The 15,903-nt window shown below is 65.6% G+C and carries 15 protein-coding genes; 5 read left to right on the top strand and 10 right to left on the bottom strand.

Annotation, left to right across the window (positions count from 1 at the left end):
- Positions 1-45: 45 nt before the first annotated feature.
- Together glnE and AC3WMU_RS28655 are read left to right on the top strand one after the other, a co-directional pair.
- Positions 46-2,811, top strand: a complete 2,766-nt coding sequence (glnE, locus tag AC3WMU_RS28660) for a bifunctional [glutamate--ammonia ligase]-adenylyl-L-tyrosine phosphorylase/[glutamate--ammonia-ligase] adenylyltransferase (RefSeq protein ID WP_492283334.1) — start codon at positions 46-48, stop codon at positions 2,809-2,811.
- A 54-nt stretch (positions 2,812-2,865) separates the two neighbouring features.
- The gene (locus AC3WMU_RS28655) at positions 2,866-3,540 is read left to right on the top strand and encodes an epoxyqueuosine reductase QueH (RefSeq protein WP_006227543.1); all 675 of its coding nucleotides are present in this window, start codon (positions 2,866-2,868) and stop codon (positions 3,538-3,540) included.
- Between the two features lie 33 nt (positions 3,541-3,573).
- Here the strand turns inward: AC3WMU_RS28655 and AC3WMU_RS28650 are convergent, their stop codons facing one another.
- From AC3WMU_RS28650 to AC3WMU_RS28605, 10 genes are all read right to left on the bottom strand, one after another.
- Positions 3,574-4,527 (bottom strand): AraC-like ligand-binding domain-containing protein, encoded by a 954-nt coding sequence (locus tag AC3WMU_RS28650; protein ID WP_492283333.1) that lies wholly within the window; start codon positions 4,525-4,527, stop codon positions 3,574-3,576.
- Positions 4,528-4,677: 150 nt separating this feature from the next.
- Positions 4,678-5,112 carry a cytochrome c family protein gene (locus AC3WMU_RS28645; protein WP_234704860.1) on the bottom strand — a complete coding sequence of 145 codons (435 nt, stop codon included), beginning with the start codon at positions 5,110-5,112 and terminating at the stop codon, positions 4,678-4,680.
- 95 nt (positions 5,113-5,207) lie between these two features.
- Complete coding sequence (locus AC3WMU_RS28640; protein WP_006227546.1) at positions 5,208-5,741, bottom strand: methylamine dehydrogenase light chain; 534 nt, start codon at positions 5,739-5,741, stop codon at positions 5,208-5,210.
- On the bottom strand, positions 5,725-6,360 hold the full coding sequence (gene mauD, locus AC3WMU_RS28635) for a methylamine dehydrogenase accessory protein MauD (RefSeq protein WP_006227547.1): 636 nt from the start codon (positions 6,358-6,360) through the stop codon (positions 5,725-5,727). The genes AC3WMU_RS28640 and mauD overlap by 17 nt, the downstream gene beginning before the upstream one ends.
- A gap of 11 nt (positions 6,361-6,371) precedes the next feature.
- Positions 6,372-6,926: a MauE/DoxX family redox-associated membrane protein gene (locus tag AC3WMU_RS28630; RefSeq protein ID WP_006227548.1), complete on the bottom strand. Its 555-nt coding sequence runs from the start codon at positions 6,924-6,926 to the stop codon at positions 6,372-6,374.
- Positions 6,923-8,116: an amine dehydrogenase large subunit gene (locus tag AC3WMU_RS28625; RefSeq protein WP_006227549.1), complete on the bottom strand. Its 1,194-nt coding sequence runs from the start codon at positions 8,114-8,116 to the stop codon at positions 6,923-6,925. Before AC3WMU_RS28625 ends, AC3WMU_RS28630 begins: the two co-directional genes overlap by 4 nt.
- 28 nt (positions 8,117-8,144) lie before the next feature.
- On the bottom strand, positions 8,145-9,026 hold the full coding sequence (locus AC3WMU_RS28620) for a transporter (RefSeq protein ID WP_492283332.1): 882 nt from the start codon (positions 9,024-9,026) through the stop codon (positions 8,145-8,147).
- Positions 9,027-9,096: 70 nt separating this feature from the next.
- Entirely contained in the window at positions 9,097-10,608 is a 1,512-nt protein-coding gene (gene styD, locus AC3WMU_RS28615) for a phenylacetaldehyde dehydrogenase StyD (protein WP_006227551.1), read from the bottom strand.
- A gap of 192 nt (positions 10,609-10,800) precedes the next feature.
- Positions 10,801-11,790, bottom strand: a complete 990-nt coding sequence (locus tag AC3WMU_RS28610; RefSeq protein ID WP_006227552.1) for a quinone oxidoreductase family protein — start codon at positions 11,788-11,790, stop codon at positions 10,801-10,803.
- A gap of 52 nt (positions 11,791-11,842) precedes the next feature.
- Complete coding sequence (locus AC3WMU_RS28605) at positions 11,843-12,823, bottom strand: DMT family transporter (RefSeq protein WP_006227553.1); 981 nt, start codon at positions 12,821-12,823, stop codon at positions 11,843-11,845.
- A 72-nt stretch (positions 12,824-12,895) separates the two neighbouring features.
- On the opposite strand from AC3WMU_RS28605, the gene AC3WMU_RS28600 reads away from it, so the two are divergent.
- The 3 genes from AC3WMU_RS28600 (at position 12,896) to AC3WMU_RS28590 (ending at position 15,887) form a co-directional block, all read left to right on the top strand.
- Entirely contained in the window at positions 12,896-13,786 is an 891-nt protein-coding gene (locus tag AC3WMU_RS28600) for a DMT family transporter (RefSeq protein ID WP_492283331.1), read from the top strand.
- A 31-nt stretch (positions 13,787-13,817) separates the two neighbouring features.
- On the top strand, positions 13,818-14,324 hold the full coding sequence (locus AC3WMU_RS28595) for a MarR family winged helix-turn-helix transcriptional regulator (RefSeq protein ID WP_035214150.1): 507 nt from the start codon (positions 13,818-13,820) through the stop codon (positions 14,322-14,324).
- 108 nt (positions 14,325-14,432) lie between these two features.
- Complete coding sequence (locus tag AC3WMU_RS28590) at positions 14,433-15,887, top strand: efflux transporter outer membrane subunit (RefSeq protein ID WP_035214151.1); 1,455 nt, start codon at positions 14,433-14,435, stop codon at positions 15,885-15,887.
- The last annotated feature ends 16 nt before the right edge of the window (positions 15,888-15,903 follow it).

Here is a 15,903-nt window from a genome sequence, read left to right as displayed (position 1 = left end):
CCACTTATACCTGAAACGCGCCCATTCGTCTCCCGCCCTTACGCCATGTCATCGTCTCCTATGCTTGCCCCCGCCCTTGCCTGGTCCGGTCACCTGCGCCGCCGCCTGGATGCCCATCCCGACCTGGCCGCCTGGCTGGCTGACGCCGTGCAAGAGCCGGTCACTCCGGCCCGCCTTGCGCAATGGCAGTCTGAACTCGCCGGGCCCGACGCCCCCGCTACGCTGCCGGTGGATACCTGCCGCATGGTGCTGCGCAAGCTGCGCGAGCGCGTCTTCAGCACGTTGATCGTGCGCGACCTGGCGGGCCAGGCAGACTTGGAGGAAGTGGTCGGCGCGATGACCACGCTGGCCGATATCGCGGTGGCCGCAGCCTACCGCAGCGTGGCGGCGGAGCTGGCGGCCGTGCACGGGGTGCCGCGCGATCCGGCTACAGGCAAGCCGCAGGAAATGCTGATCGTCGGCATGGGCAAACTGGGCGGCTGCGAACTGAACGTGTCGTCCGACATCGATCTCATCATGCTGTACGGCGAAGAAGGCGAAACCGACGGCCCGCGCCGCATCAGCCACCACGAGTTCTACGGCCGCCTGACGCGGCGCATGATGCCGGTCATTTCCGAAGTGGACGCCAACGGCCAGGTATTCCGCACCGACTTGCGCCTGCGACCCGACGGCGACTCCGGCCCGCTGGCCTGGAGCCTGGACGCGCTTGAGCACTATCTGATTGGCCAGGGCCGCGAGTGGGAACGCTATGCCTGGCTGAAGGCCCGCCTGATGCCCGCCCAGGCCTTCGAAGGCAGCGACAGCGCGCCGCAGGCCCGACAGCTGGAAAGCCTGCGCGTGCCGTTCGTCTATCGCAAATATTTCGATTTCGACGCGCTGGCCGCGCTGCGCGCGCTGCGCGAGCGCATCCGCCAGGACTGGCAACGGCGCGCCATGGCGCGCAACGGCATCGACAGCGCCAACAACATCAAGTTGGGCGACGGCGGCATCCGCGAGATCGAGTTCGTCGTGCAATTGGCCCAGCTGATCCGAGGCGGCCGGATGCCCGCGCTGCAAAAGCGCGGCCTGCTTGAAGCGCTGCACGCCGAACAACTGGCGGGCCTGATACCGGAAGACGACGCGCGGCGGCTGGAGGAAGCCTACCGCTACCTGCGCCGCACCGAACACGCCTTGCAGTACCGCGAAGACGAGCAGACCCATCTGCTGCCCGGCGACCCGGCCCAGCGCGCCGCGCTGGCCGCCGCCCTGGGCATGAGCCCGGAAGCATTCGAAAGCACGCTTGCCGCACACCGCAAGTTCGTCTCGCAGACCTTCCGCAACGTGTTCCGCATGGTGGGCATGGGCGACGCGGAAGACACCAGCACGCCGGCCGATGACGCCCCCGAAACGCCCGACAACGAATGCGAGCTTGCCGAACAGATCCGGCAGGCCTTCGGCGACGAAGCGCAAGACCTGCTGCGCCGCACCGAAACCCTGCTGGGCAGCCACCGCGTGCGCAGCCTGCCCGACAGCAGCCGCCGCCGCATGGAAGCCTTGCTGCCGGCCGCCCTGCGCGCCGCGCGCCAGACCCCGGCGCCGTTGGACGCGGCCGTCCGCCTGTTCGACCTGATCGAAAAGATCGCCCAGCGCAGCGCCTACCTGGCGCTCCTGGCCGAATACCCGGACACGCTGGCGCGCGTGGCGCGCATGGTCGCCGCCAGCCCCTGGGCTGCGCAGTACCTGACCCAGCATCCTTTGCTGCTGGACAGCCTGATCGATTGGCGCACGCTGTTCGAACCCTTGGACTTCGCACAGATCGCCCGGCAACTGACCGCCGACCTGGACGCCTGCAAGCTGCCCGACGGCGATCCCGACATCGAGCGCCAGATGAACCTGATGCGCGACGTGCAGCGCCAGGCCAGCTTCCAATTGCTGGCGCAGGATCTGGAAGGTGAGCTCACTGTCGAAAAACTGGCGGACCAGTTGTCGGCGCTAGCCGACCTGCTGCTGGCCGAAACCATCCGCCGCGCCTGGCCACTCGTGAACAAGGTGCCGGGCGCCCTGCCCTATTTCGCCGTCATCGCCTACGGCAAGCTGGGCGGCAAGGAACTGGGTTATGCCTCGGACCTGGATCTGGTTTTCCTGTTTGACGATCCGCGCGAGGACGCGGCCGAGGTCTACGCCAAACTCGGCCGGCGCATGACGTCCTGGCTGTCGACCATGACCTCGTCCGGCCGGCTCTACGAGGTAGACCTGCGCCTGCGGCCGGACGGCGATGCCGGACTGCTGGCGGTTTCGATGGAAGCCTTCGAGCAATACCAGAACAAGCATGCCTGGGCCTGGGAGCATCAGGCGTTGACCCGCGCGCGCCATGCGGCGGGCGATGCCGAGGTGGGCGCCCGGTTCGAGAAGATCCGCGAAGCCATCCTGGTGCAGCCCCGCGACCAGGCGGCGCTGCGCGCTGAAGTGCTGGCCATGCGTGAAAAAATCAATGCCGGCCACCCGAACACCAGCCAGAAGTTCGACTTAAAGCATGACCGGGGCGGCATGGTCGATGTGGAATTCGTCACGCAGTACCTGGTGCTGTGCTACGCGGGAACGCACCCGGTGCTGGTGCGAAACCTGGGCAACATCACCCTGCTGCGCCTGGCCAGCGAGGCCGGCCTGATCGCGCCTGAACTGGCCACGCGTGCCGCCGACGCCTACCGCACCCTGCGCCGCGTGCAGCATCAGCTGCGCATGCAGGGGGTGGAGAAAGCGCGCGTGGGGCCGGAGCAGCTGGTGGAGGAACGCGCGGCGGTGCGCGAGCTCTGGGACGCGGTGCTGGGCTAAGCCCGGCAACTCGCGGTAAAATAAGGGGTTTTCCGCCTTTTTTGCCTGCAAGCCATGTCCGAACTCGTCCGCCCCAAGCTTGACCTCCCCGCTGGCCGCAGCAAGGTGCTGATGCACTCCTGCTGCGCGCCCTGTTCCGGCGAAGTCATGGAAGCCATGACGGCCTCCGGCATCGACTACGCGATCTACTTCTACAACCCGAACATCCATCCGGTCAAAGAGTACGAGATCCGCAAGCAGGAGAACATCCGCTTCGCCGAACAGCACGGCATCGAATTCATCGATGCCGATTACGACATGGACAACTGGTTCGACCGTGTGAAGGGAATGGAAAACGCCCCCGAACGCGGCGAACGCTGCACCGCCTGCTTCGACATGCGCTTTGAGCGCACCGCGCTGTACGCACACGAGCACGGGTTCGACACCATCACCAGCTCGCTCGGCATTTCGCGCTGGAAGGACATGAACCAGATCAACGGCTGCGGCGAACGCGCCGCCGCCCGCTACGACGACCTGGTCTACTGGACCTACAACTGGCGCAAGGGCGGCGGGTCCGCCCGCATGATCGAAATCAGCAAGCGCGAGAACTTCTATCAGCAGGAATACTGCGGCTGCGTCTATTCCCTGCGCGACACCAACCGCCACCGCCGTTCACAAGGCCGCGACCGCATCCATATCGGCGTGAAGTTCTACGGCAAGGAAGACCTGATCAACGAAGAGCTGCTCTGAGCCCAGCGCAGCACTGATCCGGCCGGGTGGACCCTAGCGCGCCTGCCGGCGGTATTCCGAGGGCGACGCGCCATACCGCTTGCGGAACGCGTGGCTGAACCGCGCTGCATCCGAAAACCCGAACCGGTAGGCGATATCGCCGATCTGCCGCACGGACTGTGTCGCATCGCACAGCGCCTCCCGGCTGCGTTCCAGCCGGGCGCTGAGGATGAAATCGGCAGGCGTGGTGGCTGCCAGCGCGAACAGGTTATACAGATAGCGCCGCGACATCCGAAATGCCGCGGCGGCGGATGCCGGCGACAAGGCCGGATCGTGCAGGTTTTCAAGAATGTGCTGTTGGACGCGGCGCAACTGCGCCTGCTTCAGGCCCGCCTGGTCTTGCTCGGCCTGCCCCCCGGCCCGCTCGCTGATATCCAGCCCCATCATCTGCAATACCGCATTGGCCGCATCGCGCGCCGCGCTTTCGGACAGGTGGGCGTGTTCGCCCAAGGCCACGCGCAACAGGTCCATCGCCATGCGGCCACAGCCATGCTGACCGCTGAAATTGCGGGCCACGGCGTTCTGCATATACGGCTGCCAGGCCTCGGTCTGCTTGCCCGGCACCTGCATCACCAAAAAATGCGCGCCATCATCCACGTCGACCTCATACGGCCGGGTGGTGTCGTAGATGCTCCACTCCCCCGGCATCAGCAAGGCGGTGCGATTCGATTGGCGGATTTCGCTGCGGCCCGCCAATTGCAGCGTGACCTTGTAGCCGGCTTCCTCGGCACGAGCCGCAAGCAATTTGCTGCGGCGTACGCGTTGCGCGCTGCTGTGCAATTCGCTGACCTGCATCCAGCCCAGGCAGCCCACCGCCACGCTGTTGCGAAAACGCGTGGGGAATACAGCGGATACTTCCAGAGGCACGAACGTGCTGCTGATACTTTCCTGCCAGCTGGCGCGATCCAGGAAGTGCCTGGGCGCGCTGTGCAAAAGGGATAATGACATGGCGACTCCGGCGTCTCGAAACGGCGTGCCTTTTGTGCCGTGGACAACCCGCCCGGCGGCACAGCTACAGCGTTGAATGGAAATGCTGCCTCTTTCTAGCACTGCGCGTCGGGAGGGAGTATCGGTGACAACCCCTAACTGCCTGCCTGTCTACGGTTTCCTGTCGCTGCCATACGAGTATTCGGACAACGTGAATCCCATCGACGTGAGCTTTTCAGCCAGTTCGTGGCGCACCGGCACCACGTCGTCGTAGCGATTCGGCCGCGCTGCCGCAACCTCCGCTTCGTTATAGGGTTTGAAATCCGCGGGCAACTGGGCCCTGCTGAATTCGCCCAGCACCCAGTTCAGCACCGCCGCAAGCTCGGCGTTGCTCAGTTGCGAATGCGCGGCGCCCGGCACGCGGATCAAGTATTCGCGGCCCGCCGGCAGATGCGTGAACGCGCCGACCGATTGGCGGAAGTCCGGTATGCCATGCGGGCTGCTGCCCCGGCCATCCACACGGTGGCAGCCTGCGCACTGCAACACATAGTCGGCGCGCACGGCTTGCCGCAGGCGCTCAGCATCGGCGGCGTCCCGGGCGGCCATGCCCCCTTCCTGCGCCGCCGCGCCCTGCATCGCGCACAGCAGGACGGCAAGGGCAATTCCCCCGCGCCATCCTGCCGACGGCCGCCCCCAAGGCCTCATGGCTTGGGCGCTGCCTTGGGTTGTGGCTTGGCCAGCCCCACGATCACCGAGGTCGTGCAGTGGAAGATCGACGACTCGTTGGACATGCACCAGTTCACGTCGTTATGCAGGAACATCTGGTAGCCCGGACGTTCGCGTTCCGCTGACGCGCACATGCACTTGCCGCAAGCCGTCTTGCCGCAGCAGTCGTTGTAGCTGATGAGGTAGTCCTTGCCATCCAGCGGATTGTGGCACGTTCCCACCCATGACACGGCGGACGGCGACGTGCCGGGCGGGCATGACGTCATGCTGCCGCCGCAGCACGAGCACAGGAAGCCGTCCACCGCGCAGTAGCGCCAGTAATCGCAGGCCGTGTCGTCCATCTGCGGCTTCTTGCCCGCCGCAGGGGCCGAACGCGCCACCGGCAGCACCGGCATCAGGAACGCGGTTCCCACCAGCAGCTTGCCGATACGGTTCAGCACGCTGCGGCGCGACGTGGTGTGCGCGACGGAGCGCGTAGCGCGCTCGCCAAGTTTATCCAGCCAATGCATTGCCGCTCTCCTTGCGGGAAATCCGGGTCTCGTCCATGCCCGCGGCCAGGAAATCCTGTACCGACGCCACGCCAAGTTCCTTGGCCGTGAACAGGCTTTCCAGCTGTTCACGGGAATTGATCAGGCCCTTGGCGCGCAAGACGCCCGACTCGTCGATCAGCACCGCATACGGCAATTTGCTGATCTGGAACTTCATGCCCAGTTCGGTCGACAGCAGATACGGGAACCGTTCCAACCCAGCCTGCTTGTAGAACGCCAGGTGCTCGGGCATTTCGCCGTCGCTGGCCAGCACGATGCGCAGCCAGGCGCTTTCGGTACTGGCCACCGATTTGAGGATGGGCAGCAGCTTTTTGCACACGGGGCAGGTGGGCGACAGGAAAAACAGCAGTTGGCTGTGCTGCCCGCGTTCGCCGACGGTGATGCGGCGCCCCAGCAAGTCGGGCAGCGCAAAGCGCGGCGCGGCCTCGCCCACGGCGGGCCCCTTGTCCATCGTCAGCGCCCCCATCGGCGCCACGCGTTCGTACAGCACGCCGATCTGACGCGACAAGGCCAGGATGACCAGCACCAGGCACAGCACCACGCCCCACAACAGGAAATTGGAAATGATCAAGGCATCCATATGAAACTCCTTCAAAGATTCCGCAGCTTGAGATGCGAGGCCAAGAGGTGATTGGCAGTGAAGTACAGGCCCACGGCGGTCATCGCCAGGCCGAAAACTGCAGCGGCGTCCGCCCATTGCAGATGGCGCGATTGCCCAGCCGCCGCGATCAGCACCGGTGCCGTCCATAGCGCCAGCACCGCATTGCGCAGCACCAGCCACCACGACAGCCCGCCGCCCTGCGCGCCGTCGCGTCCCCGAGAGGCGGGGCCGCCGCAGCCGCAATCGATGTCGCGGTGCCCGCGCGCCAGGTTGTAGGCCAGCCCCAGCGTCGCCACCAGCAACACCAGCAAGGCCAGCGCCGCGCCCCAAGCCTGGAGCGAGGGCATCAGCAACATGGCGCCCGCCGCGGCTTCCGCCAGCGCATACCCACGCGCGAACGCGCCGCTCAGGCTGGAAGGCAGGATCTCGTAGGCGGCGACGGCACGGGAGAACCCCGCCAGGTCTTTCAGCTTTTCAAGCGCCCCCAGCAGCAGCACGCACGCCAACGCGGCGCTAGCGCCATAGAGCAGGACCGGATCGTTCATTTCGGGCCTCCTGTGGGTTGCGGTTCGACTTGCAACGCGGTCTCGCCCGCCGCCTGGATCGTGGTCTTGAACACGGGGGCCACGGGCGCCGCGTCATAGATGTTGACGTTGCCCCCGTCGATGGTGAACAGGCGCGGCTTGTCGTCTTGCGAGACCGACATCGACAAGGCGTTCTTGCCGGGCACGCGCGCCAGGCGCTTGTGCGTGGCCAGGTCGTACACCCAGATCTCGGCGGCGGGCGTCTTGTGCGTGCCTTCCGCGCCATTCGGATGCATGCCCACGTACAGCCGCTTGGACGCCCGGTTGATGGCCAGCAGGTTGTAGCCGCCGGGCCGCCAGCCGCGGTCCTTGCCCGACGCGTCCAGCAGCGACCACGGGGCGCCGAAGCTGACTTCCTTGCCGCTGAAGTCGGCGCTGTAGACGTTGCCGTTGTAGGACACGAAGTAGAAGGTATCGCCCACGTTCTCGGTATGCGTGAAGATGGGGTCTTTCTCAAGCTCGAACATCGGTTTGCTGCGCTGCTGGCCGGCGGGCTTGCCGGCGGCATCCAGGTCGATGGTCAACAGGCCGCCGTCGCCGCAGATGGTGGCGAAGCTGCGCGGACGCGAGGGCAGCGGGATGATGCTCCAGCATCCTGCCGCCGCCGTGACCTCGTCGGCGAACTGGCGGGTCTTCAAGTCCACCACCGTGACCGAAGTCGCAGGCGTGGCGTTCTGCACGAACAAGAGTTCGCCGTCGGTGCTCTGGCGCAGGTAGTTGCGGTAGTTCAGCGCCTGCGCGCGCTTCTGCGGAATCGGCACTTCGTACTTGGGGGTCAGCGTCTCGGCGTCCCAGGCCTCGATCACGTCGGTGCGCTTGCCCCGGTTGAGCCGTTCGTAATAGGTCGTCATGACATAAATGTCGCGGCCGTCTGCCGACACCGTCATGTGGCCGTTGAATGACGTGGGCACCAGCCCCAGGAATTTCCCGGAATCGCCGTCGTAGATGTTGACCCGGCTGTCGACCAGGTGGTTGAAGGCCGCATCCATCACGTACAGCCGGTGCGGCGTGGCCGGGGGCAAGCGGGTGCCGCCCTTGAGTTCTTCCACGGGCAGGTCCGCCCAGGCCAGGCCCGTGGCGCTTGCCAGGGCGGCACACAGCGCCCACCGTCCGGCCCGCGATGCGCGTGATGTGGCTCGAAGCGCAATCATCGATATTCTCCTCTCATGATCCGGTTTCCTAGAACGCGTAGACGTAGCGCAACTGCACGCCCCGCATCCGCGGCCCGTTCTCGACCTTCAGGTCGTGGATGTACTGCGTCTGAATCTGGTTGGCGTCGTTGATCTGATGCGTCAGTTCGACGGCCAGTTGGTGATTGCGCGCCCGGGTAGCGACGGTTTCGCCCGAGGACGTCTCGCGCCCGCCGGTTTCATAGCGATAGCGGATGCCCGTGTACGTGTCGGGCGTCAGGTTGGTGGACGCCAGCGCAAAGAAGCGGAACGACGGGTCTTTCTTCAGCGTCTGTCCGTACCAGTCGGTGTTGCGTCCGTAGATTTCCACTTCGGCGATGGCCTCCAGGAACGTGGATTCGCCCACCCCCTTGACGAACGAGAAGTCCTGGATGGTGGACCATCGGTTCTTGCCCGGCGACACGTCCGGACGCGAGCGGTCGTAGCGGCCCACCGGCGCCACGATGAAGGGCTCCCAGGCGAACCAGGTCTTGGTCTGCTCATTGTTGTACAGCCAGATTGCCGAGCCCAGCGTCACGTCGCCAATGCCGGTCTGGTGGTCGCCCGGCGCGCCGGGCAAGTCCAGCGACGTCCGGTACATGGGCACGATGAATTCCAGCTGCACGGTCTTGCCGTAGAAATCGCGGTAGTGCATCTGGCGATAGATCAACGCGTTCACGTCCAGGGACGCGCCGTCCACCCGCTTGCCTTCCGAGTACAGCCCCGACGAGCGCAGGCCCGCCAGGTACCCCGCCACGATGTTGGTGCCCACGGGCGCCGGTATCCAGTCGCGTGCGCTGGGGTCGCCCGCCCAAGCCGGCTGCGTCGCGCCCGCCCATGCCAGCACCAGCGCGGCGCCCGCCCGGGCGCGGCCATGTATCTTGCTTGCCATGCACTTCCCCTTGGTCTTGCGAACGCGCCGCCGCCGGTATCTCCCGGCTTGGCCAACGCGCCGCTACGTTCTAGTACGCGATGCAGACGGACTTCTTCTCCAGGTACATCTCGATCACGGCACGGCCGTGTTCGCGGCCGATGCCGGATTGCTTGAATCCGCCAAACGGCATGTTGGGATCCAGCATGTTGTGGGTGTTGACCCACACCGTGCCCGCGTCGATGCGCGGGATCAGGCGCTGCACGCGCGACAGGTCATTGCTCCAGAGGCTGGCGCCCAGGCCGAAGGCGCTGTCGTTGGCCAGCCGCACGGCGTCATCCAGCGTGTCGAACGGCTGCGCCACGACGACGGGGCCGAAGATCTCTTCCTGTGCGATGCGGGCGTCTTGCCGCACGTCGGTAAAGACGGTGGGCTGCACGAAATAGCCCGCCCCGTCACCGGCGGCGCCGCCCGCCAGCACGCGACCGCCTTCGGCCCGGCCGATACCGATGTAATCCATGACGCGCTGTTGATGCCGGGCCGAGATCAGCGGCCCGATCTGCGTGGCCGCGTCAAAACCGGAGCCCAGCGTCAGGCTGGCTGCCACATCTGCCAACCCCTGCACGACTTTGGCGTACAGGCCCTGCTGCACATACAGGCGCGACCCGGCCGTGCAGACTTGGCCCTGGTTGAAGAAGATGGCCGCGGCGGCGCCCTGGACGGCGCGGTCGACGTCGCAATCGTCCAGCACGATCACGGGCGACTTGCCGCCCAACTCCAGCGACACACGCTTCATGTCGTCCATCGCGGCCCGCCCGATCAGCTTGCCGACCTCGGTAGAGCCGGTGAACGCGATCTTGTCGATGCCGGGATGCGCCACCAGCGCGGCGCCTGCGGTTTCGCCGCGCCCCGTGATCACGTTGACCACGCCGGGCGGAAAGCCGGCTTCCAGCGCCAGTTCGGCCAGCCGCAAGGCGGTCAAGGGCGTTTCCTCGGCGGGTTTGAGCACGACGGTGCAGCCGACGGCCAACGCCGGCGCAATTTTCCACACCGCCATCAGCAGCGGGAAGTTCCACGGGATGATCGCGCCCACCACGCCGACGGGCTGCGCCAGGGTGTAGGCGCTGTATTGGACGCCTGGCGGAAACGGGATCGACAAGGACAGGGTGTCGCCCGTGATCTTGGTGGCCCAACCGGCCATGTAGCGCAGCCACTGGGCGCCCGCGCCCACTTCCAGCCCTTGGGCGATACCCAGGAGCTTGCCGCTGTTGAGCGTTTCCAGTCGGGCCAGTTCGGTGCCGTGCTGCTCCAGCAGGTCTGCCAGCTTCAGCAGCAGACGTTCACGGCCTGCGGGCAGCATGTCGTGCCAGGGCCCGGAGGCAAAGGCGCGGCGCGCGGCCTGGACCGCCAGGTCCACCTGCGCGGGGCCGGCATCCGGCTGATGCGCGATGACCTGGCCCGTGGCCGGGTCGTAGACGGGAATCGGCTTGCCCTGCCCTTCATGCACCGGCTTGCCGTCGATCAGCATGAATTCCCTGATCGCGCCCAATTCCGGGCGGTCGCCCCCTGCTGGGCCGGCGGTCGAATCGCTTGGGAAAGACATCTGAAGCTCCAACGAAAAGTGTGGGAGCCAGAATAGCAACGGCATTTCAGGCTGGCTTGTCGGGCCGTGCATGGGGATTTGTCATTCTGCGCACGCGGACCTTGCATGAAAAAGGCCAGGCCAACCGCGCTTTGGCGGTCGACCTGGCCCATTACAGGCTCGCCAGGGAGCCCGCGCCGCGGATATCGCCGATCAGTCCAGCATCAGCACCGTGGCGCCCGTGGTCTTGCGCGAGGCCAGCGCGGTCTGCGCTTCGCCCACTTGCTCCAGGCTGTAGCGCTGGTCGATACGGACCTTGATCTTCTTCTTCAGCACCAGGTCGAACACCTCTTCGGATGCGGCCTGCAGCTTTTCCAGCGTGTTCACATGCACGCCCAGCGACGGGCGCGTGACGTACAGGCTGCCCTTCTGGTTCAGCACGGCCAGGTTGACGCCGGCGACGGGGCCGGAGGCATTGCCGAAGCTGACCATCAGCCCGCGCGGCTCGATGCAGTCCAGCGAGGTTTCCCAGGTGTCCTTGCCCACGCCGTCATACACCACCGGCACCTTCTTGCCGCCGGTCAGTTCCAGCACGCGTTCCGCGACGTTCTCGCGCGAGTAGTCGATGGTTTCCCAGGCCCCGTTGGCGCGGGCCAGTTCTGCCTTTTCCGGGCTGGAGACAGTGCCGATCAGCTTCACACCCAGGGCCTTGGCCCATTGGCAAGCGATCAGGCCCACGCCGCCGGCGGCCGCATGGAACAGGATGGTTTCGCCGCCTTGCAGGCGATAGGTCTGGCGGAACAGGTACTGCACCGTCAGACCCTTGAGCATCAGCGCAGCGGCTTCGTCGAAACCGATGCCCTTGGGCACCTTGACGACCTGGTTGGCCGGCACGTTGCGCGCTTTGGCGTAGGCACCGATGGGGCTCTGGCCGTAGGCGACGCGGTCACCCTTCTTCAGATGCTTGACGTCTGCGCCCACGGCGGTGACCACGCCGGCGGCTTCAAAGCCCAAGCCGTGCGGCAGCGGATGCGGATACAAGCCCGTGCGGAAATAGATATCGATGAAATTCAGGCCGGCGGCGTGCTGTTCGATTGTGACTTCATTGGCGGCGGGCGGCAGGACTTCCACCTCGACCAGCTTCAGGACTTCGGGACCACCGTGCTGCTCGATACGAATTGCCTTGACGAGATTGCTGGCCATGCTGGCCTCCTTTCATGGGAAATAAATGGGGTGTAACCGGGAAAACCAGACTTCAGCGCGGCGGGCGAGCCTCGCGCGGCGTGACGGACGCCTGCTTGCCGGCGCCAACGCCCATCAGGGCGAGCACACCGGCCAGCACCAACGCAGTCCCTGCCATCTGCCATACGGTGATGGGCTCATTCAGGAACCACGACGCCAGAAACAGCACCGACACCGGCCCCACCATGCCCAGCAGCGACGCCGTGGGTGCGCCAATCAGCGACACTGCCCACATCAGCATGAAGACCGGCACCACCGTGTTCAGCGTGGCATGGATCACGGAATATCCGTAAACCCCGGCCGGTTGAATCAGCATCGACGGCGGATGAATCACGAAAAACTGGATGATGCAGGCCACGCACGACACCAGCATGGCATAGGCCACCAGGCGCGTCGGGCCGACCCGCTTGATCAGTTCGCCAGAACAAATCAGGTAGACAGAATAGCTTGCCGCCGAGCCAAAAACGAACAAAGACCCTAACAGCACCTCGCCACCGCCGCCAAAGGACAGGTCGTGGGCGAACACCAGCACCACGCCCGCATAGGACAGCACCATGGCCAGCCATTGCCGGCGCTCGACCGGCCGCTTGAACCAGAACGCCGACAGCAGCACCACGAGCGAGGGCGACAGGAAGAGAATCAGCCGTTCGAGGCTGGCGGTGATATAGCGCAGGCCCAGGAAATCCAGGAAGCTGGAGAGGTAGTAGCCCAGCAGACCCAGCACGATGACCTGTGCGCGCTCCTTGGCCGTCATGACGACTATTTCACCGCGGGCAGCGCGGCGCGACTGATGCCAGGCTACGGCCGCGAAAAACGGCATGGCGAACAGCATGCGGAAGGCGATGAGGGTGACCGCGTCGATGCCGTAGCGGTAGGTGAATTTGACGACGATCGCCTTGGCCGAAAACAGCACCGCGCCAAGCGTCGCCATGAGGATTCCGGCCGCGCGGCCGGACAGGTAGGAAGGCGGCAAAAACTTGGCAAGACGATTCATGCGATGATTTTAGATTCAGTGCAAAGCGATTTGCACGCCTATCTATGCTTTTGGCATCAAATTCCCCTACGCATGACCCGACAACGCGCTCTGACCCAAATCCATATTGCCGCCGTGCTATTCGGCCTGACCGGCGTCTTCGGAGAGTTGATCCAGGCCAGCGCCGCCGTCATCACGCTGGGCCGGGCGATCTTCGCGGTGATTTCGCTGGGCGTGTTTGCCCGCATGCGTCGCAAGCCCCTGCTGGGCGTCCTGACGCCCGCGCAGTTGTTCGTGCTGGTGATCGCCGGCGCGCTGCTGGCCACGCACTGGGTCACCTTCTTCATTTCGGTCAAGGTCGGCGGCATCGCCATCGCCACGCTGGGCTTCGCCAGCTTTCCCGCCTTCATCACGCTGTTCGAAGGCCTGATCTTCCGGGAGCGCATCCGGGCGGCCGAGTGGATGCTGCTGGGGCTGGTCACCGCCGGCCTGGTCTTGGTGACGCCGTCTTTCGACTTCTCCGACCAGGGCACCATTGGCCTCGCATGGGGACTGTTGTCCGGCCTGACCTTCGCCCTGCTGGCCCTGAGCAACCGCCGGTCGGCCTCTGGCATGGACCCGATGCAGGTAGCTTGCTGGCAGAACGTGGTGGTGGCGCTGGTCATGGTGCCGTTCGCGGTGGGCCAGCTGCCCGCCCTGCCCGCCGTGGATTGGTTCTGGCTGGCCTTACTGGGCATTTTCTGCACGGGGCTGTCGCACTACCTGTTCGTTTCCAGCCTGACCCGCCTGAATGCACGGACCGCCGGCTTGGTCATTGCCCTGGAACCCGTCTACGCCATTGCCTTCGCGTGGGCGCTTTTCAGCCAGGAGCCCACGCCGCGCATGATTGCGGGCGCCGCCCTCATCGTGGCTGCCATTGTCTGGTCGGGACTGCGCAAGAGCGCGGCCACGGAGACCGGTCCGGCCCCAAAAACACAGCCTTGACAATAACTGACTAGGCAGTAAAATTTGGCGCATGAATGCCGAAACATCCCTGCCGTCGTCAGATACTCCTACCCACTACCGCAACGACAACCGCTGTATGGTGGAAGACAATGCCGGCTACCTGATCAAGCTCGCCTATCATTCGCTCAACCGGATGCTGGACCAGGAAATGGCCCCGCTGGGCCTGACCGCCATGCAATGGCGGCCGCTCGCCATGGTGTTCCTGGGCCGTGCCGACACCCCCGCCGAACTGGCGCGGCTGAACGACATGGACACCGGCGCCATGACCCGCGCGCTAGACCGCCTGGAAGCCAAAGGCCTGCTACGCCGCACGCGTAGCCAGACTGATCGCCGCGTCGTGAAGATCGAACTCACGGAACTGGGTGAATCCAAGGCCCGCGAAATCCCCCCGAATATCGCCCGCTCGCTGAACCATCACCTGCGGGGTTTTTCGGCAGACGAAGTCACCCAGCTGATGCATTTCATGCGCCGCATGATCGCCAACGGCTCGGCTTCCAGCACCGCGCCTGAACGCTGACGGCGCTCTGCCCCTGCGCGCCCCGCCCCATTCAACTGGGGTTTTATTTGGCATAATATTTGCCTAGGCAAATACAGATCAATCAATTACTTTCAGCAAACAGTCAGGATGAAACGCCTTCTCTCAACCGTATTGGTGCTGGCCCTGAGCGGTTGCGCACTGATGGAACCCGGGCCCGAGCCTGTTGCGGCGCTGGATGCGGCCAAACTGGGACTGACCGGCGGCCAAGAAACGGTCTGGCCCAACACGCAATGGTGGCAGCGCTACGGCGACACCCAACTCAACGCCCTCATGGACGAAGCGCTGGCCAACAGCCCGTCCATGAGCGCCGCGCAAGCCCGCCTGGCCAAAGCCAATGCCGCCGTCAGCACGGCCCGCGCCCCGCTGATGCCGCGCGTGGATGCCGATTATTCGCTGACCCGCGAGCACCTCTCGTCGGACTACATCTACCCGGCCCCGCTGGGCGGCTCGGTCGTCAGCGACAACCGGCTGGCGCTGGACTTCAGCTATGAGCTGGACTTCTGGGGCAAGAACCGGTCGCGCCTGAAGTCGGCCGTGTCCGACCGCGAAGCGGCCGTGGCCGACGCGCAAGCCGCCCGCAATATGCTCGCCAGCGCCACGGTCCGCGCCTATCTGAACCTGCAGAACGCCTTTGCCCAGCGCGACGTGCTCAAGCGCGTGATCGCGCAACGCGCCGACGTGCTGTCCCTGACGCAGGGGCGCTACACCGCCGGCCTGGACACCCAGGTGGAAGTGAAGCAGGCGGAATCGTCGCTGGCCGCCGGCCGCGTGGAATTGACCCAGACCGAAACCACGTTGGCACAGCTGCGCAACCAGGTCGCTGCGCTGACCGGCGCGGGCCCGCAACGCGGCCAATCGCTCGTGGCTGTCGACTTGACTGCCCCCGCAGGGGTCGTGCCGGCCCAAATCCCGCTGGATCTGCTGGGCCACCGCCCCGACGTCGTCGCGTCCCGCTGGCGCGCCGAGGCCGCCCGCAGCGCCATCGATACCGCAAAGGCCGAGTTCTACCCCAACGTCAACCTGACCGCCTTCGCCGGCTTCCAGGCCCTGGGCACTGGAAACCTGCTGGGCGCCGCCGCGCGCACTGCCGGCTTTGGTCCGGCCATCACACTGCCCATCTTCCACGGCGGCGAATTGAACGCCAACCTGGCAGGCCGCCGCGCCGACGCCGATCTGGCCGTCTCGGACTACAACCAGTCCGTGCTGGACGCCGTGCACCAAGTGGCCGATGCGCTGGACGGTTTGCGTCTGCTGGATCAGGAACGGGCGCAGCAACGCCAGGCCCGCGAAGCGATCGAAGCCGCCTATGACCTGGCGGTGAACCGCTACAAGGTCGGCCTGGGCAACTACATCACCGTGCTCATCGCGCAGACCGGCGTGCTGACGCAAGCCCGCATGGACACCGACCTGCGCATCCGCGCGTATCAGCTGGACGCCAATCTGGCCAACGCGCTGGGCGGCGGCTATGCCCCTGGGACCGAGCCAGGCACCGCGCCTGCCGCCCAGGCGCCTGCCGCCCCCGCCACGAACCCCATTCATTGAACGATCCCCGGATTCA

The organism is Achromobacter sp. FW305-C-13 (assembly GCF_058783475.1).
This window is presented reverse-complemented; position numbering and strand designations above follow the sequence as displayed.

What these genes read in the sequence shown, in the direction of transcription:
- glnE (WP_492283334.1), top strand. Translation starts at nt 46, where the DNA reads ATGTCATCGTCTCCTATGCTTGCCCCCGCCCTTGCCTGGTCCGGTCAC.
- AC3WMU_RS28655 (WP_006227543.1), top strand. Translation starts at nt 2,866, where the DNA reads ATGTCCGAACTCGTCCGCCCCAAGCTTGACCTCCCCGCTGGCCGCAGC.
- AC3WMU_RS28650 (WP_492283333.1), bottom strand. Translation starts at nt 4,527, where the DNA reads ATGTCATTATCCCTTTTGCACAGCGCGCCCAGGCACTTCCTGGATCGC.
- AC3WMU_RS28645 (WP_234704860.1), bottom strand. Translation starts at nt 5,112, where the DNA reads ATGGCCGCCCGGGACGCCGCCGATGCTGAGCGCCTGCGGCAAGCCGTG.
- AC3WMU_RS28640 (WP_006227546.1), bottom strand. Translation starts at nt 5,741, where the DNA reads ATGCATTGGCTGGATAAACTTGGCGAGCGCGCTACGCGCTCCGTCGCG.
- mauD (WP_006227547.1), bottom strand. Translation starts at nt 6,360, where the DNA reads ATGGATGCCTTGATCATTTCCAATTTCCTGTTGTGGGGCGTGGTGCTG.
- AC3WMU_RS28630 (WP_006227548.1), bottom strand. Translation starts at nt 6,926, where the DNA reads ATGAACGATCCGGTCCTGCTCTATGGCGCTAGCGCCGCGTTGGCGTGC.
- AC3WMU_RS28625 (WP_006227549.1), bottom strand. Translation starts at nt 8,116, where the DNA reads ATGATTGCGCTTCGAGCCACATCACGCGCATCGCGGGCCGGACGGTGG.
- AC3WMU_RS28620 (WP_492283332.1), bottom strand. Translation starts at nt 9,026, where the DNA reads ATGGCAAGCAAGATACATGGCCGCGCCCGGGCGGGCGCCGCGCTGGTG.
- styD (WP_006227551.1), bottom strand. Translation starts at nt 10,608, where the DNA reads ATGTCTTTCCCAAGCGATTCGACCGCCGGCCCAGCAGGGGGCGACCGC.
- AC3WMU_RS28610 (WP_006227552.1), bottom strand. Translation starts at nt 11,790, where the DNA reads ATGGCCAGCAATCTCGTCAAGGCAATTCGTATCGAGCAGCACGGTGGT.
- AC3WMU_RS28605 (WP_006227553.1), bottom strand. Translation starts at nt 12,823, where the DNA reads ATGAATCGTCTTGCCAAGTTTTTGCCGCCTTCCTACCTGTCCGGCCGC.
- AC3WMU_RS28600 (WP_492283331.1), top strand. Translation starts at nt 12,896, where the DNA reads ATGACCCGACAACGCGCTCTGACCCAAATCCATATTGCCGCCGTGCTA.
- AC3WMU_RS28595 (WP_035214150.1), top strand. Translation starts at nt 13,818, where the DNA reads ATGAATGCCGAAACATCCCTGCCGTCGTCAGATACTCCTACCCACTAC.
- AC3WMU_RS28590 (WP_035214151.1), top strand. Translation starts at nt 14,433, where the DNA reads ATGAAACGCCTTCTCTCAACCGTATTGGTGCTGGCCCTGAGCGGTTGC.